The organism is Umezawaea sp. (assembly GCF_057122925.1).
In genome coordinates this window covers 42,722-63,271 of record NZ_DBNGPQ010000111.1, presented here as the reverse complement: position 1 = coordinate 63,271, position 20,550 = coordinate 42,722, and the positions used below count along the sequence as shown (strand labels likewise).

The 20,550-nt window shown below is 72.4% G+C and carries 17 protein-coding genes and 1 pseudogene; 10 read left to right on the top strand and 8 right to left on the bottom strand.

Annotation, left to right across the window (positions count from 1 at the left end; all coding sequences use genetic code 11):
• The first annotated feature begins 8 nt into the window (after positions 1–8).
• Positions 9–392 carry a RidA family protein gene (locus AC156L_RS25985; protein ID WP_330873594.1) on the top strand — a complete coding sequence of 128 codons (384 nt, stop codon included), beginning with the start codon at positions 9–11 and terminating at the stop codon, positions 390–392.
• A gap of 43 nt (positions 393–435) precedes the next feature.
• Here the strand turns inward: AC156L_RS25985 and AC156L_RS25980 are convergent, their stop codons facing one another.
• A complete protein-coding gene (locus AC156L_RS25980) occupies positions 436–2,793 on the bottom strand; it encodes an ATP-binding protein (protein WP_330873593.1) in 2,358 nt (785 codons plus the stop codon).
• 81 nt (positions 2,794–2,874) lie between these two features.
• Between AC156L_RS25980 and AC156L_RS25975 the strand changes: the two genes are divergently transcribed.
• Complete coding sequence (locus AC156L_RS25975; protein WP_330873592.1) at positions 2,875–3,471, top strand: hypothetical protein; 597 nt, start codon at positions 2,875–2,877, stop codon at positions 3,469–3,471.
• A gap of 612 nt (positions 3,472–4,083) precedes the next feature.
• Here AC156L_RS25975 and AC156L_RS25970 read toward each other — a convergent pair.
• On the bottom strand, positions 4,084–4,425 hold the full coding sequence (locus tag AC156L_RS25970; protein ID WP_330873591.1) for a DUF1844 domain-containing protein: 342 nt from the start codon (positions 4,423–4,425) through the stop codon (positions 4,084–4,086).
• A gap of 294 nt (positions 4,426–4,719) precedes the next feature.
• Here AC156L_RS25970 and infC point away from each other — a divergent pair, with 294 nt between their 5' ends.
• The 4 genes from infC to AC156L_RS25950 all read left to right on the top strand — a co-directional run bounded on the left by infC (position 4,720) and on the right by AC156L_RS25950 (position 6,919).
• Positions 4,720–5,343, top strand: a complete 624-nt coding sequence (gene infC / locus AC156L_RS25965) for a translation initiation factor IF-3 (RefSeq protein WP_330873590.1) — start codon at positions 4,720–4,722, stop codon at positions 5,341–5,343.
• 67 nt (positions 5,344–5,410) lie between these two features.
• Positions 5,411–5,605, top strand: coding sequence for a 50S ribosomal protein L35 (rpmI, locus tag AC156L_RS25960; RefSeq protein ID WP_259629493.1), 195 nt, complete (start codon positions 5,411–5,413; stop codon positions 5,603–5,605).
• 73 nt (positions 5,606–5,678) lie between these two features.
• Positions 5,679–6,071 (top strand): 50S ribosomal protein L20, encoded by a 393-nt coding sequence (gene rplT / locus AC156L_RS25955; RefSeq protein WP_259629492.1) that lies wholly within the window; start codon positions 5,679–5,681, stop codon positions 6,069–6,071.
• Positions 6,068–6,919: a TrmH family RNA methyltransferase gene (locus AC156L_RS25950; protein ID WP_330873629.1), complete on the top strand. Its 852-nt coding sequence runs from the start codon at positions 6,068–6,070 to the stop codon at positions 6,917–6,919. The genes rplT and AC156L_RS25950 overlap by 4 nt, the downstream gene beginning before the upstream one ends.
• Before the next feature lie 19 nt (positions 6,920–6,938).
• Here the strand turns inward: AC156L_RS25950 and AC156L_RS25945 are convergent, their stop codons facing one another.
• The 4 genes from AC156L_RS25945 to AC156L_RS25930 form a co-directional block, all read right to left on the bottom strand.
• Entirely contained in the window at positions 6,939–7,283 is a 345-nt protein-coding gene (locus AC156L_RS25945; RefSeq protein ID WP_330873589.1) for a hypothetical protein, read from the bottom strand.
• A 3-nt stretch (positions 7,284–7,286) separates the two neighbouring features.
• On the bottom strand, positions 7,287–10,094 hold the full coding sequence (locus AC156L_RS25940; protein WP_330873588.1) for a hypothetical protein: 2,808 nt from the start codon (positions 10,092–10,094) through the stop codon (positions 7,287–7,289).
• Positions 10,091–11,875 carry an HSP90 family protein gene (locus tag AC156L_RS25935; protein WP_330873587.1) on the bottom strand — a complete coding sequence of 595 codons (1,785 nt, stop codon included), beginning with the start codon at positions 11,873–11,875 and terminating at the stop codon, positions 10,091–10,093. The genes AC156L_RS25940 and AC156L_RS25935 overlap by 4 nt, the downstream gene beginning before the upstream one ends.
• Before the next feature lie 82 nt (positions 11,876–11,957).
• A complete protein-coding gene (locus AC156L_RS25930) occupies positions 11,958–13,808 on the bottom strand; it encodes a molybdopterin molybdotransferase MoeA (RefSeq protein WP_330873586.1) in 1,851 nt (616 codons plus the stop codon).
• 95 nt (positions 13,809–13,903) lie between these two features.
• Between AC156L_RS25930 and AC156L_RS25925 the strand changes: the two genes are divergently transcribed.
• From AC156L_RS25925 to fdhD, 3 genes are read left to right on the top strand one after another with little or no spacing between them, the layout of a single operon-like run.
• Positions 13,904–15,208 (top strand): OFA family MFS transporter, encoded by a 1,305-nt coding sequence (locus tag AC156L_RS25925; protein WP_330873585.1) that lies wholly within the window; start codon positions 13,904–13,906, stop codon positions 15,206–15,208.
• Entirely contained in the window at positions 15,205–15,780 is a 576-nt protein-coding gene (locus AC156L_RS25920) for a hypothetical protein (RefSeq protein ID WP_330873584.1), read from the top strand. The genes AC156L_RS25925 and AC156L_RS25920 overlap by 4 nt, the downstream gene beginning before the upstream one ends.
• On the top strand, positions 15,671–16,474 hold the full coding sequence (fdhD, locus tag AC156L_RS25915; RefSeq protein WP_330873583.1) for a formate dehydrogenase accessory sulfurtransferase FdhD: 804 nt from the start codon (positions 15,671–15,673) through the stop codon (positions 16,472–16,474). Before AC156L_RS25920 ends, fdhD begins: the two co-directional genes overlap by 110 nt.
• Before the next feature lie 52 nt (positions 16,475–16,526).
• Here fdhD and sucD read toward each other — a convergent pair whose 3' ends face one another.
• Positions 16,527–17,408, bottom strand: a complete 882-nt coding sequence (sucD, locus tag AC156L_RS25910) for a succinate--CoA ligase subunit alpha (protein ID WP_330873582.1) — start codon at positions 17,406–17,408, stop codon at positions 16,527–16,529.
• A complete protein-coding gene (sucC, locus tag AC156L_RS25905; protein WP_330873581.1) occupies positions 17,360–18,568 on the bottom strand; it encodes an ADP-forming succinate--CoA ligase subunit beta in 1,209 nt (402 codons plus the stop codon). Before sucC ends, sucD begins: the two co-directional genes overlap by 49 nt.
• A 243-nt stretch (positions 18,569–18,811) precedes the next feature.
• Here sucC and AC156L_RS25900 point away from each other — a divergent pair.
• A pseudogene (locus tag AC156L_RS25900) lies at positions 18,812–20,550 on the top strand (thiamine pyrophosphate-binding protein).

Genomic DNA, 20,550 nt, shown 5'->3' with positions numbered 1-20,550 from the left:
TTCCCACCTTGCCGAAGATCGAGATCCACACCGACTCCGCGCCCAAGCCCATCGCGAAGTTCTCGCAGGCCGTCCGCAAGGGCAACATCCTCCAGGTCGCCGGTCAGGTCGCGTTCGACGCCGAGACCGGTGCGATCGTCGGCGACACGGTGAAGGAGCAGACCGCGCAGACCCTGCGCAACGTGGCCACCGTGCTGGAGGCCGCGGGCGCGAGCTTCGACGACGTCGTGATGCTGCGCGTGTACCTCACCGACACCGCCCACTTCGGCGAGATGAACGACGCCTACGGCGAGTTCATGACCGAGCCGTACTCCGCCCGCACGACCGTGTACGTGGGCCTCCCGGCAGGCCTGCTGGTGGAGATCGACGCGCTGGCCGTGCTCGGCGACTGACCCGACGACCGGGGCCGCCCTCCGGTGGCGGTCCCGGTCCGCGTCACGCGTGCCCGTCGCGCCGCACCTCGGGCGGGGCGTCCAGCGCCCGGCGCAGCTCGTCGGCGAACGCGCGCGTCGTCGCGGTCTCCGACCGCGAGCAGATGTCCAGCGCCCGCGACCGGCACGACCTGGCCAGGTCGTGCTCGCCGAGGTCGTCGTGCGCGGTCGCGAGCAGGCCCAGCATCTCCACCAGCGCCGTCGTGCGCATCGGGTTGACCGCGGCCACGGCCTCCCGCAGCCGCACGACCGCGTCCGCCGCGTCGCCCTGCCCGTGCAGCACCGCGCCGAGCCGGAACAGCGCGTCCGACTCGGTGTTGCGCGCCTGCGACGACCGCGCCAGCACCAGCGCCTCCTCGGACGCCGCGCGCGCCCCGTCCCAGTCCCGCAGCGCGATCAGGTTCGCGGCCAGCCGCAGCAGGTTCACCGCCAGCGTCTCGCGGTCGTGCCCGTCCGGCTTCTCCTCGACGCGGGCGCGGTGGAAGGCCACGCACTTGCGGTGCACCTCGGCCGACTCGGCGTACCGGCCGAACAGGTGCAGCAGGATCCCCAGGTTCGACAGGGCGAACTGCACCGACAGCTCGTCGCCCGCCGCCTCGAACCCCTCCACGGCCCGCACGGCGAACGCCCTCGCCTCGTCCAACCGTCCCAGGCGCCGTTCGATGGCCGACCGGTAGTACAGCGCCCACGCCTGCTCCAGCGGGTCACCGCAGTCGACCGCCGCCGCCCACGCCTGCTCGTGCACCACCAGCGCCGCGTTCTGCTGGTCCAGGAGCACGCACAGCGTCCAGCACAGGAAGTTGAGCTGCACGGCCTCGTCGCGCCTGCTGCCGAGCGCGCGGGCCGCGTCCACGCCGTAGCGGAACACCTCGTGCCACAGCACGCCGTCACCGCGCTGGTCGGAGTACCAGTGCATCGCCGTCGCCACGTCCAGCACCGTCCGGTGCCGCCGCGCGGCGTGCGCCAACCGCAGCGCGCCGATCCAGTGGCCCGTCTCCCGGTGCAGCCACGCCGCCGCCTTCTCCCGGTCCCCGGCCGCCCCGTTCGGCCCGAACACCCGCGCCGACGCCCGCGCCTCGCGCAGCAGCCAGTCGATCGTCCGCCACCGCGCCTCGTCGACGGCCTCGTCCGTCTCGTCCGCGCCCAGCCGTTCCCGCGCGAACACCCGCAGCAGGTCGTGGCACACGTACCGGCCCGCGGTCGCCGACACCTCCACGAGGCTCGCGTCGACCAGCTCCTCCAGCGTCTCCTCGGCCGCGTCCTCCTCGACCCCCGCCGCCACCGCGACCAGCGCGGGCGTCACGTCCCCGCCGGGCACCAGCGACATCCGCCGGAACACCAGCGCCGCCCGCGCGTTCAGGTGCTGGTACGACATCAGGAAAGCGGCCCGAACCCGCAGGTCGCCGGACGTGAGCGCGCTGAGCCTGCGCCCCTCGTCGCCCAGCTGCTCGGCCAGGTGCCCGACCGTCCAGCGCGGTCTGCTCGCCAGCCGGTTGCCCGCGATCCGCAGCGCCAGCGGCAGGTGCCCGCACAGGTCGGCGACCCGTTCGGCCGCCGCCCGTTCGGCGGACACCCGCTCCAGACCGGTGATCGCGCCCAGCAGCCGCACGGACTCCGCGCTCGACAGCACGTCCAGCGCGAGCCTGGTACCCACCTCCAGCCCCCCCAGGGTCTGCCGCGACGTGACCAGCACCAGCGACGACGACCCGGTCGCCAGCAGGGGCCGCACCTGCGCCTCGTCGGCCGCGTTGTCCAGCACCAGCGCCGTCGACCGCCCGCGCAGCTCCGCCCGGTACAGCGAGGCGCGCTCCTCGTCGACCGCCGGGATCCGGTCCTCCGCGACCCCCAGCGTCCGCAGCACCTTGTGCATGACCTCGCCCGGCGGCACCGGCCGCGCGTCCATGCCGCGCAGGTTCACGAACAGGCAGCCGTCCGGGAAGCGGTCCGCCAACCGGTACGCGGCGTGCACCACCAGCGTCGTCTTGCCCGCGCCCGGCGGCCCGTGCACCACGACGACCTCCGTGGCCCGCCCCCCGGCCGCCACCCGCTCCAGCCGCCGCAGCTCCTCGACCCGCCCCGTCAGGTCCGGCACGTCCGGCGGCAGCGCCCACGGCGCCGCCGGGGCCTGGTGGCGCATCCGCCCGGCCTTCGCGGTGTCGACCAGTTCCCGCAGCTCCTCGCCGTCGAGCCGGAGCACCCGCGCCAGCGCCTCCACCGTCCGCCGCTGCGGCCCCTTCGCCCGACCGCGCTCCATGTCGCTGATCGCGCGCACGCTCACACCGGACCCGGCGGCCAACTCCTCCTGCGTCAGAGCGGAACGGACGCGGTGGGTGCGGAGCAGGTCGCCGAACGTCGTGGACACCGACCGCACATTAGCGGGCGGCCACCCGGCGCTACCCGTCGAACCGCTGTGCTGATAGACGTTGCGCATGAAGTGGTGCGCATGAAGTGGTACGCGGACGGCGCCGCGCGGTTCACCCGTCAGGTCATCGCCGACGTGCTGGCGCTCGGCTGGGTCGCGTTCTGGGTCTGGTTCGCGCTGGGCGCACGGGACGGCGTCCTCGCCGCCCGAGCCCCCGGCGACGGCCTGGTCAGCGCGGGCAACCGCGTCCACGACGCCTTCTCCGACGCGGCGGGCAGCGCGGGCCGCGTGCCGGTGGTCGGTGACGACCTGGCAGGCGCCCTGGGCAAGGGCACCGACGCGGGCACGACCCTGTCCGACGTCGGCCGCTCGCAGATCGAGGCGGTGGAGACGGTCGCCCTGTGGCTGACGGTGGCGCTGATCGTCCTGCCCGTCGTGTTCCTGCTGATCACCTGGCTGCCGCTGCGGGTGCGGTTCGCGCGCAGGGCGTTCGCCGCCAGGCGGCTCCGCGACACGGGCCGCACCGACCTGCTGGCACTGCACGCGCTCAACACCATGTCGCTCGCGCAGCTGGCGAGGTTCGACGGCGATCCGGTGGACGGCTGGCGGCGCGGGGACCCCGAGGTGATCGCGACGCTGGCATCGCGCAGGTTGGCGCGGCTGGGCATTCGCGGGTAGGCCGCCTGCCGGCCTTTGGCCTACGGTATCTGGTCTACGGAATTCTGTATGCAAAATCCAGTCGGCTAGTAGTGGGCGCGCCTAGGTTCGTTGTGGGCGGATCAAACGGGGGATGGGCTGGAGCGTCAGCCTGTTCACCGCTGTCTGGAGCCAGCAGGCAAGGCTGAGAATGCGGGCTGCCTACCGTCGCCGGAGTCGATGCACCGATAGGCCTGTCCCGGACTCCGCGGGTCCAATCGCCGAGGTCGACTGCTCGGCAGGCTGATCGGTGGCTGTGCGCCTGCTTGTTGCTGTGCCGGTGAGTCGATCCAAGTCCACGCGAGCCCGTTCGCCAGGGGTGAGCGGGTCGTCGCGTTGGCCTGGGGCCTGTGGGCATGCTGGTCGTGCGGCTGTAGGCCGATCTTGACCCCCGCGAGCCCGCCCGCCCAGTCCACCCGCCCAGCTCAAGCGCTCAGCTCAAGCGCTCGTCAAGCCGGCCCGGAACCCTCGCCCCTGTCTACCGCCGCCAGGCCCTCACCGGACCCACCTCGTGATCCAGGTGCTCGCGTCACCGAACCCACCCGCAGACCGCCTGCATGCAGACGACTGCCTGCTGTCGTCGGGGTCGAGCGGTCAGTACACCGGACCCGTGTACTTCTCACCCGGTCCGGCGCCCGGCGCGTCCTGCACCACCGACGCCTCCCGGAACGCCCGCTGCACCGACTGGAGCCCGTCCCGCAACGGCCCCGCGTGCGGTCCCAGGTACTCGACCGACGCGGTGATCAACCCGGCCAGCGCGGTGATCAGCCTGCGCGCCTCGTCGAGGTCGCGGCGGGGGCTCGTGTCGGGATCCTCGTCGGCCAGGCCGAGGCGTTCGGCGGCGGCGGACAGCAGCATGACGGCCGCCCTGCTGATCACCTCGATGCTGGGCACCTCGGACAGGTCGCGGACGTCGACTTCGGGCTGCTCGGTCACCCCGCCATTGTCGCAAGACGCCCGAGTGGGTCGCCGATTCGGGGGTTGACAACCGCATCTGCTACTCTTTACGGCGCGACCAGCCCTCGTTCGTGCGAGGGCGGCAAGTGGAGCCCCGCTCCCACCCGTGCAGCCGTCAAGGCGGCCGGGTTCCGGTCCCAGCAGAAGGCCACCGTGCCGTTCTGCCTGACGCGTTCGCGCGTCGGCTCGGGTGATCGGTCGGAGGCGGGCCCCGCACCAGCAATGGTGTCGGGGCTCTTGTTTTTGGCGCACAACGAGTCTCAAAGGACGTGAATGACAAGTCCCTCGAACCGAGGTGCTCCCGCCAGCACCGAGCCGCGCATCAACGACCGCATTCGGGTGCCGGAGGTCCGTCTAGTTGGACCGAACGGCGAGCAGGTCGGGATCGTTCGCATCGAGGACGCGCTCCGACTCGCCCAGGAAGCGGATCTTGACCTCGTGGAGGTCGCCGCGCAGGCTCGGCCGCCGGTTTGCAAGCTCATGGACTACGGCAAGTTCAAGTACGAGAGCGCGCAGAAGGCCCGCGAGTCACGCCGCAACCAGCAGCTGACGGTCATCAAGGAGCAGAAGCTCCGGCCGAAGATCGACCCGCACGACTACCAGACGAAGAAGGGCCACGTGGCCCGGTTCCTGTCCGGTGGTAACAAGGTCAAGGTGACCATCATGTTCCGCGGTCGCGAGCAGTCGCGTCCGGAACTGGGTTACCGGCTGCTGCAGAAACTGGCGGAGGACGTCGCCGAGCTGGGCTTCGTCGAGTCCAACCCGAAGCAGGACGGCCGCAACATGATCATGGTGTTGGCGCCGCACAAGACCACGAAGACCCGTCCCCTGAAGCCGGACTACGGCGACGGTGTGGACGTCGCGTCCGAGCAGGACGCGGGTACAGCGCAGGAGTGATCTTGCGGCTTCGGCCGCAAGGCGCATGGCCGCCCCATCCCGGTGGCAGCACGAGACGAGGACGGAAATGCCGAAGAACAAGACGCACAAAGGGACCTCCAAGCGGATCAGGGTCACCGGTAGCGGCAAGCTGCTTCGCGAGAAGGCGGGCAAGCGCCACCTGCTCGAGAAGAAGTCGAGCAAGCTGACCCGGCGGCTCAGCGGCACGGTCGAGGTCGCGAAGAACGACGTGCCTCGCCTGAAGAAGCTGCTCGGCATCTGAGCCTGCCCCACCCCCTTGGACACCGGGGCCCCGGCGCCACCCGCCGGGCCCCACGAGATCGACAGGATGAACAGTGGCACGCGTCAAAAGGGCCGTGAACGCCCACAAGAAGCGCCGTACCACCCTTGAGCTCGCCAGCGGCTACCGCGGCCAGCGCTCGAGGCTGTACCGCAAGGCCAAGGAGCAGGTGCTCCACTCGCTCGGCTACGCGTACCGCGACCGCCGTGCGCGCAAGGGCGACTTCCGCAAGCTCTGGATCCAGCGCATCAACGCCGCGGTCCGCGCGAACGGCATGACCTACAACCGCTTCATCCAGGGTCTGCGTCTGGCCGAGATCGAGGTCGACCGCAAGATCCTGGCCGAGCTGGCCGTCAGCGATCCGGCCGCCTTCACCGCGATCGTCGAGCTGGCCAAGGCCGCCATGCCCGACGACGTGAACGCGCCGCTGGCCGAGGACAAGGCCTGAGCGACCACACTCGCGCACAACGACCCGAGGCAGCTCCGTTCACCGAACGGACACCTCGGGTCGTTGCTGCTCGGAGGCTGACCCGCCGTCCGGGCAGGGACCGCGCAGAACAATTCCTCGCCGAGGGCGCCCAAGCCGTCCGCGAGGCGCTCGCCTGGTCCGCCTCGGGGCGCGGCCGGGTCCACGAGCTGTTCGTCACGGACACCGCGGCCGAACGCAACCAGCCGATCGTGCACGCCGCGGTCGACGCGGGCGTGCGGATCAGCGTGATCACCGACAAGGCCGCCGCAGGCCTCTCGGAAACCGTGACGCCCCAGGGCCTCCTCGCCGTGTGCGATCCGGTCGACGTGCCGCTGGACGTCGCGCTGCGCGGCACGCCGCGACTGGTCGCCGTCCTGCACGGCGTCACCGACCCCGGCAACGCGGGCACGGTCGTCCGCGTCGCCGACGCGGCGGGCGCCGACGCGGTGATCTTCGCGGGCGACACCGTCGACCCGCACAACGGCAAGTGCGTGCGCGCCTCCACCGGCAGCCTGTTCCACCTGCCCATCACCCGCGCCCGCGACGCGGACGAGGTCTTCGACGCCTGCCGCACGGCGGGTCTCACGCTCGTCGCCGCCGACGGCTACGCGACCGACGACCTGGACACCGCCGACCACCGCGGCGACCTCGGCCACCCCACGGCGTGGGTGTTCGGCAGCGAAGCCCACGGCCTCCCGGACACCGTCATCGCGACCCTGGACACCTCCCTCAAGGTCCCGATCTACGGCAGCGCGGAGAGCCTGAACCTCGCGACGGCCGCCGCGGTGTGCCTCTACGCCTCGGCGAAGGCGCTGCGGAAGGTGTGAGTCGGGGCGCGAACCCGCGCTAACCCGGCCACGCCGATCCAGTGGACGGCTTCGGCAGCGCTTCGAGCCGGGTGCACGCCGCCGTGGCCTCGGCCGTCGGCGGGGTCGGCGCGGGCGGCAGCTCCCGCAGCTTGATCAGCTCCTCGTACTCCGCACCGGTCAACCCCATCGACTGGTAGTCGAGCCCGCTCGCGTCCGGCGACGTGCGGATCCGGTCCAGCCAGTAGAGCAGCCGGTCCGCGCACTGCACCACCGGATCACGCGGGGGAGGGGCCTGCGTCGTGGACGACACCGCGGGCGGGGGAGAGGGCGACCCGCACGCCACCACGGCGAGCAGCAGCGAGACCACGGCGACCCACCGCACGCCTCAGCCCTCCAGTCGCGCCGTCAACGCCCGCACCAGCGGGTCCGTCCCGGTTGGACGGTCGAGTTCGGTCAGCGCGTCCTCCAGCACCGACACGACCTCCGCGACCACCTCGCCCGGAGTCTCGTCGCCGAGCAGCGCGGCGGCTCGCCGCGCGGCGGTCTCCGCCGCCGCCGCGTCACCGGACCGGAGCCGGAACCGGCCACCGCGCGCGACGAGGAACGCCTGCCAGCCCTCGTCCTCCAGGTCGATCGCGGCCTGCTCGGCCAGGGCGTTCTGCTCGATCGCCAGGTCGTACTCGCCAGCCTGCGCGTGCAGGAACGCCCTGATCGCGGCGATCCGCGCGGCGATGTGCGTGCGCACGCCGCTGTCCTCGATACCGGGCAGCAGGCGTTCCGCCTCGGCCAGCGCGGCCAGACCCTCGGTGGACTCGCCCGCGGGCAGCACGTTCGCCGCCTCGACCCACGACCCGGCGGCCTCACCGGGCTGGTCGATCAGCATCCAGAACCGCGCGGCCTCGGAGTAGGTGTGCGACGACTCGACGAGCTGGTCGAGCCTGCGGCGCGCGTTGGCGAGCGCGTCCAGCGCGACCGCACGCTGCCAGTGCTCGTCGGGGCCGATGTGCTCCAGGGAGATCGTCAGGTGGCGCAGCGCGGCCTGGTTCTCGCCGAGCTGCGCGCACGTCTGGCCGAGCCGGAAACGCACCTGGAGCCCCAGTTCCGCCTCGACCCCGGCCGACTGGACCAGCCTCAGCGCCTCCTCCAGCGTCTCGGCCGCCTCCACGAGCCTGCCGGTCTTGAGGTAGCCACCGCTCAGCGAGTAGCACGCCTGCGCGGTGTGCGCGTCGCCGCCGTACTCGCGGCACGCGGCCACGGCCTCGCGCAGCTCGCCCAGGTGGGTGGCCTCCAGGCCGAGTTCCTCGACGGTCACGGCCCGCAGCCGCTGCGCTTCAGCGCGCCACCGCCCAGGGTACCGGGCCGCCCTCGCCACCAGGGCGTTGGCGGTGCGCACGGCCGCATCCCCTTGCCCCAGAACGGTTTCCAGCCGCAGCTTGATCCGCGTCCCGTCGAACCGCACGCTCTCCGGCAGGTCCTCGGCCAGCACCTCGGCGACCGCGGCGAGCGCCCCCTCCAAGTCCTGGCAGCGGGCCAGGTGCTCGGCCTGGTCCACCCGCACCCTGGTCACCAGCTCCGGCGCTTCCGCCGTGGCCTGGGCGTGCGCTTCGGCGAGCAGGAACTCGGCGGGCTCGTGCTCGTGCGCGTGGTCGAGCAGCTCCGCCAGCACGAGCCGGGCCAGCACGGCGGTGAACGGCCTGCCGTGCGCGTCGGCCTCGGTCAGGCACTCCTGGGCCACGGCGGTGCTCGCCTCCAGCCCGTCCTCCAGCAGCCGCCACACGGCCAGCCGAGCCCGGTAGCGGTTCGCCAGGTCGGCCTCGCCCGCGTCGGCGAGCTGGGCGACGACGTCGGCGAACCCGGTCAGCAGCTGCTCGCGCGGGATCCGGGACGCGTTCGCGGTCAAGCGCTTCGCCATGAGCTGCGCGGCCAGCGCGTCCGGCAGCAGCGCGTCCATGTCCGCGGGCAGCGACCGCAGCAGCCTGCTGCCGGTGATGAAGTCGCCCGCGTCGAACGCCGCGTTGGCGCGCTCCGCCAGCTCGACCGGGTCCGACGGGAGGTCGAGTTCGTCCAGCTCCTCCACGACGTCCGCGGGCGTGAGGACGGGAACGGCCAGCGGCACGTGCCCGGTGTCGGGGCGCTCCAGCGTTTCGCGCACCCGGTCGCCGACGGCGCTCGTGCCGTTGCGCTCGTCGAAGCGCTCGGCCCACGACAGCGCGGACGCCTCCAGCTCGGCGCGCAGTTCCCCCGCGCTCATGCTGCTGGTGGTGACGCCGTCGACCTGCGGCACCTCGAACCGGACGTCCTCGCCGACGCGGCTGAGCAGCAGGGCCGCGGCGGCGGCGAAGTCCATCGCCTCGGCCGGGCTGGTGGACTGGTGCACGCGGTGGAGTTGCCCGGAGAGCAGGTCCACGCCCCTGGCCGCGTGGCCCGAGGTGGCGCAGAACTCCAGGTGCGCGTTGAGGTAGCTCGTGAGCTCGTCGTCCTTGATCAGCCTGCACGCCACCAGGTGCGCGTTGCTCGCCCGCTCGTGGTCGCCCAGCGCGACGAACGCGGGCAGCAGCGCCGTCAGGATGCCCTGCGGCTGCGTCGAGCACGTGGTTTCCTGCCGCAGCACGGGTTCCGCGAGCGCCACGGCCTCCGCGTGCCGCCCGAGGCGGGTCAGGTGGGCGGCCTGGTCCTCCACGACGCACGCCTCGCAGTCGCTCATCGGACCGCGGTCGAGCGCGAGGAACCTCGTCAGGTGCTCGCGGTACGCCTCGTCGTCGCCGACGTGCAGCGCGAGGGTCGCCCGCACGCCGTGCACCGGCTGCATCGAGAAGCCGTGCTGCCGGTAGCGGTTCTCGAACTGGTCGACCACCGCGTTGAGCTGCGCCAGGCTGAACCGCGGGTCGCGCCGCAGACCGTTGGCGATCCACTTGTGGCACCAGTCGAACGTGTGCGACTCCCAGCGCCCGAAGTCCTCGGGGCCGCGCTTCTCCGCCGCGGTGCACCACGCGAACGGCGCCAGCATCAGGTCGTAGCGGCCGAGGTCGTAGCAGGAGCGGATCAGCGCCACCCGGCACGACACCGCGAGCTGCTGGTGGTCGGCCGCGTCCGCGACCCGCGCCGCGCGTTCGAGCGCCTCGTGCCGGGCCATGCCCGGCGGCAGGTGGTAGGCCTCGGTGAACTGCTCCTCGGCTGCCAGCTTGTCGGTCATCGGTCCCCCACGGCCCGGTTGAGCAACTCCAAGAACGATCGGTTGAGCGCTGCGGTGTCCTTGGGCCGCATCGGGCGCCGCGCCTGGAGCAGCGCGTGCACGTACAGGGATTCCACGGTCAGCTCGACCAGTGACGGGTCCGACAGCGCGGCCAGCCTCCGCACCAGCGGGTTGCGGCAGTTCAGCACGAGCTGCTGGCTGGCCGTCGACGCCTCGCCCAGCAGTTCGCCGAGCAGCTCCGCCCACAGCGGGTCCGCCTCACCGGAGATCTCCTCGGCGTCGCGCTTGCGCTCACCGTCCACGTTGGAGATGAGCAGCGCGGGCAGCGACACGGGGTCGAAGTCGCGCGTCACGGCCTCGCAGTCGTGGCGGTCCAGCACGCCCCGCGCCTCCGCCAGCCGCGACTTCAGCTCGGAGTCGAACAGCGGCTCCGGGTGGTCCAGCGCGGCCAGCAGCTCGCCTGGCGCGACCTGGCGCGCGGCCACGGCGCCGTCCAGCGCCACCAACCGGTCCAGGATCTCCACGTCGTAGGCGTAGCCCGCGTTCAGCAGCCCGATGCCCTGCGCCTGCGCGACCGGGGCGAGCTGGCGGAACTCGTCCACGTTCGGCACGTACAGCACGGTGCCGTGCATCCGGCGGAACTGCCGCAGCGGCACCGCGCCCTCGGTCGTCTCGAACGGCAGCCAGCGCTCGACCAGCCGCAGCATCTCGTCGTCCGCGCGCGCCAGCGACTTGATGCCGAGGTGGTGCGCGGACAGGAGCTGCGACGTGCGGTCCGGGTCGGTCGCGTCCAGGCGCACCAACCAGTCCCGCACCTGCTTGCCCAGCTCGTCGCGCACGGCCAGCAGCGTTTCATCCTGGTACAGGGATTCCCGGCTCGCGGTCGGCCGCAGCGCCGACGAGTCGACCACGCAGCGCACGAAGTACGCCCAGTCCGGCAGCAGGCCTTCGACGCCGTCGCCGACCAGCATCCGCTTCAGGTACACCCGGTGCGACTGGCGCGTGCCGGGGTGCACGCCCTCGGGCAGCACGAACGCGACCCCGGTCAGCCCCACCGCGGGCACCTCGATCGGGATGGCGTCGAACGGCCGGAACCCGAACAGCTCCTCGCCGTAGTCGGCCATCCGCTCGCCGAGGTCGGTGCCGGTCTCCTCCGACCGCCGCCCCCACGGCAGCTCGCCGGTCGTCGCGACCTCGCCCGCGACGCGCACCACGACCGGCAGCAGGTCGCCGTACTCGGTCACCAGCACCCGCACCATGTCCGTCGTCAGCCAGTGCTCCGCGTCGCGGTTCGGCACCAGCTCGATCGTCGTGCCGATCGCGTCGTGCGCGCCGTCGTCGACCTCGACCCGGTAGTTGCCGGACGCGTCCGCCGTCCACCGCACCGCGGGACCGCCCCCGGCTGACCGAGTGGTCAACCTGATCTCCTCGGCGACGAGGAAGGCCGACAGCATCCCGACCCCGAACTGCCCGAGGAAACCCTGCCGCGCGAACCCCAGGTCGTCTCGTTTGGACGTCTTGCCGAGGGTCGACAACAGGTCGTGGACCTCGTCCTCCGACAGACCGATCCCGGTGTCCGTGACGCGCAGCACACCCCCCGTCACCTCGACGGGCTCGATGTGCACCTCGGCGGGAGCGTCCGGGTCGAGGGCGCGGCGCGCGGTGATGGCGTCGACCGCGTTCTGCAGCAGTTCTCGCACGTAGACGCGGGGGCTGCTGTAGAGGTGGTGGCTGAGCAGGTCGATCATTCCGCGCAGGTCGACACCGAAGGTGTGGGACATGGGTGTGCTGCTCACCTCGGGGTCGCGTGGCCTGGACCTCGGATCCTAGTGCGCCGCGTGGCCTCGCAGGCGTTCGTTTCCACTAGCCGGGCAAGTGCAGCACCTCGACCGGGCCGCCCGACCACCGCGGGGGGACGACGGCGAGCGCGTCGGCGAGGGCCGCGCCCCACAGCGTGCCCGGACGGTCATGGCCGACCGGTGCGGCCGTCGAACCGGACAGGACCACGGGAACCAGTCGGGTGTCCCGAGGGTGCGCGACCACGTCCGATCGCAGGTGGGCGGTGACCGCCGGTTTCACCGACCGCCCCGCCAACGCTCCGACCAGCGGTTCCACCAGCGTGGCGCACGCGCCGAGCGCCGCGAACGGGTTGCCCGGCAGCCCGACGACGCACCGGCCGTCCGGCAGGACGGCCAGGAGTTGCGGATGCCCCGGCCTGCACCCGACCCCGGCCACCCGGACGTCGGCGCGCAGCTCTCCGAGCACCGTCCGCAGGTGGTCGGCTGGACCCTTGGAGGTCGCACCGCCCACGAGCAGGACGTCGACGCCCTGTCTCCGCAGCGCATCGGCCAGCGGTTCCGCCTGGTCGGGGACGTGCACGACGTCCACCAGTTCGGCACCGGCCGCGGCCAGCACGCCGGGGAGCACGGGCCCGATCGCGTCCCGCACCTGACCGACCCCCGGTGTTCCCGCCCGAACCACCTCGTCACCGGTCAGCACCACCGCCACCCGCGGCCTCCGGTGGACGCGCAGGACGTCGTGACCGGCAGCGGCGGCCAGCCCGAGAACGGCGGGGGAGACGACCGTGCCCGCGGGCAGCAGCTCCCGACCCCGCTCGCAGTCCTCACCCCTGCGACGAACGTGCTGACCGGCGCGGACCTCACCGGTGACCGTGCGGCCGACGAGAACGGCCCGCTCGATCGGCAGCACCGCGTCAGCGCCTCGGGGGACTGGGGCGCCGGTAGCGATACCGACAGCCTGACCGGGCGACAGGATGAGGTGTCCAGTCGACTGCATACAGTGTCCCGAAGCCTGTGCGTGTTGGCGTGCGTCTGCGCGCGATTCACACGATTGAGCGGACTGCGCAGGGGGCCCAGTCTGATCGACCACGTCCACGCGGGTCGATTCCGCGGCACCCAACCGCCCGCCATTGGTTGGTGGCGGCTCCGCGGCACCTGCTCGCACCGGTTCCGCGACACTCGCTTGAAGAGTGTTCGCTCGCCCGCCGCCTGTTCGTATCGGTGCTGTGGTGCCCACTTGCTGGTCATCCGTTGGTGGCGGCTTTGAGGCACCTGCTCGCGTTGGTTCCGTGGCACTCGTTTGAACAGTGTTTCCTCGCCTGCCGCTTGTCCGCATCGTTTCCGCGGCACTCATCCGCTGCCCCTCCGCTTGTGGCGGCTCTGCGGCTCCTGTTCGCACCGGCCCCACGGCACTGGTCTGGCCCGCGTCTGCTCGCTCACCGCCTGTTCGCATCGTTTCCGCGGCGCCCATCCGCTGTCCCTCCGCTCTCGGCGGCTCTGCGGCACCTGCTCGCGTCGGGTCCGCGGCACTCGCTCGAACAGCGTTCCCCCGCCCGTCGCCCGTCCGCGTCGGTTCCGCGGCACTCGCCTGATCGACACCCGTCCAGCCGACACCCACCCCGGTCGACGATGCGTCAGCCGCCCACCGCGCACTCGCCCGCCCGGTCTCCACCCACCCGGCACCCGTCGGAAGCAGGCGCCCGCCCGCCCGAACCTCCCCCACCAGCGACCACGGTGGAGGACCGGCGACGGCGTACCCGTCCATCGCGGACGTGTCGAAGGCGGGCATGGCGGTGTGTGCGGTGAGCGGCTCGGCGAGCGTGGCGCCCAGCGCGTCCGCCAGCGGCACCTCCACGGCCTCCAAGGGCTTCGCGGCGTCTCGGGCCGCTTGTCGGGCTTCTGGCCAGCTGGTCATGAGATTGCTCCCGACGTGGACATCCGGCACGGGCGGTGTTATACAAGAGGCTACTTAATACTGTATACGATCTCCAATGTTAGTGGGGTGGGAGTATGCCCGAACCACAGGAGATGCGGGACGTCTACGGCAGGCGCTACCGCGTGGGCGAGACGGACCGGGACCTGGTGGGCCGGTCGAGGAACTGGGTTCTGTGGTCCGCCTGGGCGGCGATGCTCGCCGCCGGGGTCCAGCAGTACGGGTTCGGCGCGGTGGTGCCGGTGCTCGTGGAGACCCACCGGCTGACCGACGTGGTCTGGGCGCTGGCGCTGTGGACCGTCTGCCAAGCGGCCACGGCGTTCCCCGCCGCGCGGCTGCGCGACCGGGGCCGCCTGTCCCCGGCGTTCGCCGTGGTCACGGGCGGCGTGCTCTGCGGGACCGGGCTGGCGACCCTGGCCCACGCCACCAGCCTCCCCGTCCTCTACCTGGGCTACTCGCTGCTGGGAGGCGTCGGCGCGGGCCTGGTGTACGCGGCCTGCGTGGGCACCGTGGTCCGCTGGTTCCCCGAGCGTGTGACGTCGAAGGTGGGGATCGTCAGCGGCGCGTTCGCCTACGGCTGCGTGCCCTTCGTGCTGGCCGCGGGCTTCGTGTTGGACACAGGCAGCAGGATCCCGTTCCTCGACATCGCCGCCCTGGTGGTGCTCGTCCTCATCGTCGCCGCGGGCGTGACGCTGAAGGACCCGCCGCGGCACTGGTGGCCCGCGCACGTCGAACCCCGCGCGTGGGCGCTGGACAAGGCCCGGCGGCGCAACCAGTCGGCGGTCCGCCAGTACCTGCCCGCCGAAGCGCTGCGCAGCGGAGCGGGCGCGCCGATGTTCCTCGCGGTGGCGCTCGCGGCCGCCGTGTCGCTGTTCGACCTTGCCTTCCTGGCCACGTTCAGCGGCACCGACCCGCTGTGGGCCGCGGTGGCGCTCAGCGCGCTCGCCGCCTGCACGGGCGGCGGCCGGGTCCTGGTCGGCCGCGTCTCCGACCACCTCGGCCGCAGACGCACCTGGTACCTGTCGCTGCTCACCGGCAGCGCCGCCCAGTTCGTCCTGCTCTGGGGCGGCACGCACGACAGCCCGGCCGCACTGCTGTGGGGCGCGTGCCTGGCGGGCCTGGGCACGGGCTGCTGCTACACCCTGCTGGTGGCGCTGGTCCGCGAGTTCTTCGGCGAGGAGAGCGGCCTGCAGAACTTCGGCCTCCTCTACAGCGCGAAGGCGCTCGGCGGGGTGCTCGGCATCGGCGTCGCGGGCGCGGTGGTCACCAGCCACGGCTACCCGGTCGCGTTCGTCGCGGCCGGGCTCGTCGGCCTGATCGGCGCGCTGCTCACCAGGGCGCTGGTGCAGCCGGGCCGCTCCCGACTCCTCCCCACGCCATGACCGCCGCGCCGAGGCTGTCGCGCGGCAGGCACCCCACGCCGGGCCACGGCCAGTGCCTGCTGGAACTGGTGTCGACGCTGGCGGGTGAGGTCTGGTCGGACCGCCCGGCCGCCGTCCACCCGGTGCTGGCGTCGATCGCCAGGTCCGTCAACGACGAGTGCACCGACGACGGCAGGCAACTCCTGTTCCCGTTCGCCGCGCGGCTCCTGCGCACGACCCGAGCGCCGGTCGTGGACCTGGTCCTGCACTGCGCGGCGCTGGCGGGCGTCAAACCGCTGCGCGGCAGGCTGATCGCGCCCACCGTCGTCGCGCACGCGACCAGGATCATCGCCCTCAGGGCGGGGGACCGCCGCGACGAGGTGCTGCACCGGCTGCTGACCGACTGCCTGGCGCTCTGCCACGACCCGACGACGAACTGGTGGACCAATGGGAAGAGTGACGACCAGACGCAGGGTGTTGCGCGTGCTGGAGGGGAAGGCGACCGCGCGGCCGGACACCCTGACCGTGGAGGAACCCCTGGAGATCCGGGTCGGCGGGAAACCCCTGTCCGTCACGATGCGCACCCCCGGTGACGACTTCGACCTGGCCGCGGGGTTCCTGGTCGGTGAGGGCGTGACCAGGGCGGTGTCGGACGTGGCCGCGATCCGCTACTGCGCGGGCGCCACGGCCGACGGCGTCAACACCTACAACGTCCTGGACGTGAGCCTCGCCGACGGCGTCGCGCCACCCGACCCGTCGGTGGAGCGCAACTTCTACACGACGTCGTCGTGCGGCCTGTGCGGCAAGGCGAGCCTGGACGCGGTGCGGATGGCGTCCACGTGGTCGGTGCGCGACGACCCGCTGCGGGTCGACCCGGCGACGCTGTCGTCGCTGCCGGACAAGCTCCGCGCGGCGCAACGGGTGTTCGACCGGACGGGAGGCCTGCACGCGGCGGGCCTGTTCTCCGCAGGCGGTGAACTCCTGTGCCTGCGCGAGGACGTCGGCAGGCACAACGCGGTGGACAAGGTCATCGGCTGGGCGGCGCGGTCGAACTGGCTGCCCGTCACCGGGACCGTGCTCGTGGTCAGCGGACGGGCGTCGTTCGAACTGGTGCAGAAGGCCGTGATGGCCGGGATCCCGGTGCTGGCCGCCGTGTCCGCGCCGTCGTCGCTCGCCGCCGAGCTGGCGGCGGAGATGGGCCTGACGCTGGTCGGGTTCCTGCGCGGCCCGTCGATGAACGTCTACACCGGAGCGCACCGGCTGGGTCTCGTGCCCGCGCCGGTGTGAACGGGCTTCCCCCGGGGCCTTCGGGAGCGCGAGCCCCGAAGGCCCCGGGGGTTCACGCCTCCAGCGCGGCCCGCACCAGCGCAGCCGTCTCGCCGGGCGTGCGCCCGACCCGGATCCCCGCCGCCTCCAGGGCTTCCTGCTTCGCCGCGGCCGTGCCGGACGAGCCGGACACGATCGCGCCCGCGTGGCCCATCGTCCTGCCCTCGGGCGCGGTGAACCCGGCGACGTACCCGACGACCGGCTTGGAGACGGTGTCCCGCACGAACTCGGCGGCCCGTTCCTCGGCGTCGCCGCCGATCTCGCCGATCATCACGATCAGCTCGGTCTCCGGGTCCTCCTCGAACGCGGCGATGGCGTCGATGTGCGTGGTGCCGACGATCGGGTCGCCGCCGATCCCGACGCACGTGGAGAAGCCGAAGTCCCGCAGCTCGTGCATCAGCTGGTAGGTCAGGGTTCCCGACTTCGACACCAGCCCGATGACGCCGGGTTTGGTGATGTCGGCCGGGATGATGCCCGCGTTGGCCTTGCCGGGGGAGATGACGCCGGGGCAGTTCGGCCCGATGATCCGCGTCCGGCCGGACTCCACCGCGTGCGCCCAGAACGCGGCGGTGTCGTGCACCGGGATGCCCTCGGTGATCACGACCGCCATCCCGATCCCGGCGTCGACGGCCTCGACCACCGCGTCCTTGGCGAACCTCGGCGGCACGAACAGCACGGACACGGTCGCGCCCGTCTCCGCCATCGCCTCGGCCACGTCGCCGAACACCGGCAGCGCTCGTCCGTCGAAGTCGACCGCCTGCCCCGCCTTGCGGGCGTTCACGCCGCCGACCACGGTCGTGCCCGCGGCCAGCATCCGCCGCGTGTGCTTGGTGCCCTCGGATCCGGTCATGCCCTGCACGACGACCCGACTGCCCTCGTCGAGGAAGATCGCCACCTCACACCCCCCCGCGCCGCGAGCGTGGCCGCCTGGTGGGCCGCGCCGTCCATGGTGTCCGCCAGAGTGATCAGTGGATGGTCTGCGGTGTGCAACATCCGGCGTCCTGCATCCACGTTGTTCCCGTCCAGTCGCACGACGATCGGCTTGTGCGCACGGTCGCCCAGGATGTCCAGCGCCCGCACGATCCCGTCGGCGACGGCGTCGCACGCCGTGATGCCGCCGAAGACGTTCACGAACACGCTGCGCACACCGGGGTCGCCGAGGACGACCTCCAGGCCGTCGGCCATCACCTGGGCCGACGCGCCGCCGCCGATGTCCAGGAAGTTCGCCGGTCCCGACCCGCCCAGTCCGGCGCTCGCGTCCGCCACGACGTCCAGCGTCGACATCACCAGCCCGGCGCCGTTGCCGATGACGCCGATCTCGCCGTCGAGCTTGACGTAGTTGAGGCCCTTCCGGTGCGCCGCCCGCTCCAGCGGGTCGCCCGCGTGCTGGTCGGCGAACCGGGCGTGCGCCGGGTGCCGGAACGCGGCGTTGCCGTCCAGCACGACCTTGCCGTCGAGCGCGAGGATCTCGCCGGACGCGGTGCGCGCCAACGGGTTGACCTCGACCAGCGTGGCGTCCTCGGCGACGAACACCTCCCACAGCGCGACGACGACCGGCGCCACCTCGTCCGGGAGGCCCGCCGCGGCGACGATCTCCCGAGCCCTGCCCAGGTCGACGCCCGCGAGCGCGTCGACCGGCACCCGCGCGAGCGCGGACGGGGTGGACGCGGCGATCTCCTCGATCTCCACGCCGCCCTCCGCGGAGGCCATCGCGAGGAAGGTCCGGTTCGCCCGGTCCAGCAGGAACGAGAAGTAGTACTCGGCGGCGATCTCGCAGGCCGCGGTCACCAGCACCTCGTGGACGGTGTGCCCCTTGATGTCCATGCCGAGGACCGCGGCCGCCGCGGTGGCCGCGTCGTCGGGTGACGGGGCGAACTTCACGCCGCCCGCCTTGCCCCTGCCGCCGGTCTTGACCTGCGCCTTGACCACCACGGCTCCGCCGATCGAGGTGGCGGCTGCGCGGGCCTGGTCCGGTGTGGTGGCGACGAGCCCGGCGGGCACCGGCACTCCGTGGGCGGCGAACAGGTCTCTCGCCTCGTGTTCGTAGAGGTCCAAGGCGGCCGTCCTCTCTGCGCGCGACCGGGCCGCACGGGCCTGGGACCCCGTGCGGCGACCGGTCTGGGAGGGATAACGGGCCGACCGGGTCACGTCACCGAAATCTTCCTGACGCCCTCTGGACATCGGCCCCAACGAGGCGTAACTATATGCCTACCCCATACGGTATGCAATCTACAGAGAACATCACCGGAGCGGCCAGCCGGACCGGCCGAGTGGAGCGAACTAAGGAGTTGACCAGCAATGGCGCGGACAGCGACCGAGGCCGCCTCAGGCGGCACCGTTGCGCCCAGCACCGACGACACCCCAGCCGGTCCGGACCTGATCTCCGGTGGACACCTGGTGGCCAAGGCGTTGAAGGCCGAGGGCATCGACACGATCTTCACCCTCTGCGGCGGCCACATCATCGACATCTACGACGGCTGCGTCGACGAGGGCATCAAGGTGATCGACGTGCGCACGAGCAGGTGGCGGCGCACGCGGCCGACGGCTACGCCCGCATCACCGGCACACCCGGCTGCGCGGTCGTCACGGCCGGTCCCGGCACCACCGACGCGGTCACCGGTGTGGCCAACGCGTTCCGCGCGGAGAGCCCGATGCTGCTGATCGGCGGCCAGGGATCGCTGAGCCAGCACAAGATGGGCTCGCTCCAGGACCTCCCGCACGTCGACATGATGACCCCGATCACGAAGTTCGCCGCCACCGTCCCGGCCACCGCGCGCATCGCGGACCTGGTGTCGATGGCGTTCCGCGAGTGCTACCACGGCGCTCCCGGCCCGTCGTTCCTGGAGATCCCGCGCGACGTCCTGGACGCCAAGGTTCCCGTGGACGAGGCCCGCGTCCCCGAGGAGGGCCGCTACCGCGCCTCCACGCGTTCCGGCGGCGACCCCGCCGACGTGGAACGGCTGGCGGACCTGCTGGTGGGCGCCAAGAAGCCCGCGATCCTGCTCGGCAGCCAGGTCTGGACGACGCGGGGCACCGACGCGGCCGTGGACCTGGTGCGGCAGCTCAACATCCCGGCCTACATGAACGGCGCGGGCCGCGGCAGCCTCCCGCCCGGCGACCCGCACCACTTCCAGCTCTCCCGCCGGTACGCGTTCGACAACGCCGACGTCATCGTCATCGTCGGCACCCCGTTCGACTTCCGCATGGGCTACGGCCGCAGGCTCTCGTCGAAGGCGACGGTCGTGCAGGTCGACCTGGACTACCGCACGGTCGGCAAGAACCGCGACGTCGACCTCGGCATCGTCGGCGACGCGGGCCTCGTGCTGTCCGCGGTCGCCGCGGCGGCCTCCGGACGGGTCGACAACGGCGCCGTGGGCCGCAAGGCGTGGCTGGAGGAGCTGCACGGCGTGGAGGAGCAGGCGAGGCAGCGCAGGCTGCCGCAGCTCCTGTCGGACGCGTCGCCGATCCACCCGTACCGGCTGGTCCACGAGATCAACGAGTTCCTCACCGAGGACTCGATCTACATCGGCGACGGCGGTGACATCGTCACGTTCTCCGGCCAGGTCGTGCAGCCCAAGTCTCCGGGCCACTGGATGGACCCCGGCCCGCTGGGCACGCTCGGCGTCGGCGTGCCGTTCGTCCTCGCCGCCAAGCTCGCCCGCCCGGACAAGGAGGTCGTCGCGCTGTTCGGCGACGGCGCGTTCAGCCTCACCGGCTGGGACTTCGAGACCCTGGTCCGCTACGACCTGCCGTTCGTCGGCATCGTCGGCAACAACTCGTCGATGAACCAGATCCGCTACGGCCAGGCGCGGAAGTACGGCGTGGAGCGCGAGCGCGTCGGCAACACGCTCGGCGACGTGAAGTACGACCAGTTCGCCACGATGCTCGGCGGCTACGGCGAGGAGGTGCGCGACCCCGAGGACATCGCACCCGCCCTGCGGCGCGCCCGCGAGTCCGGCCTGCCCTCGCTGATCAACGTCTGGGTCGACCCGGACGCGTACGCGCCCGGAACCATGAACCAGACCATGTACAAGTAG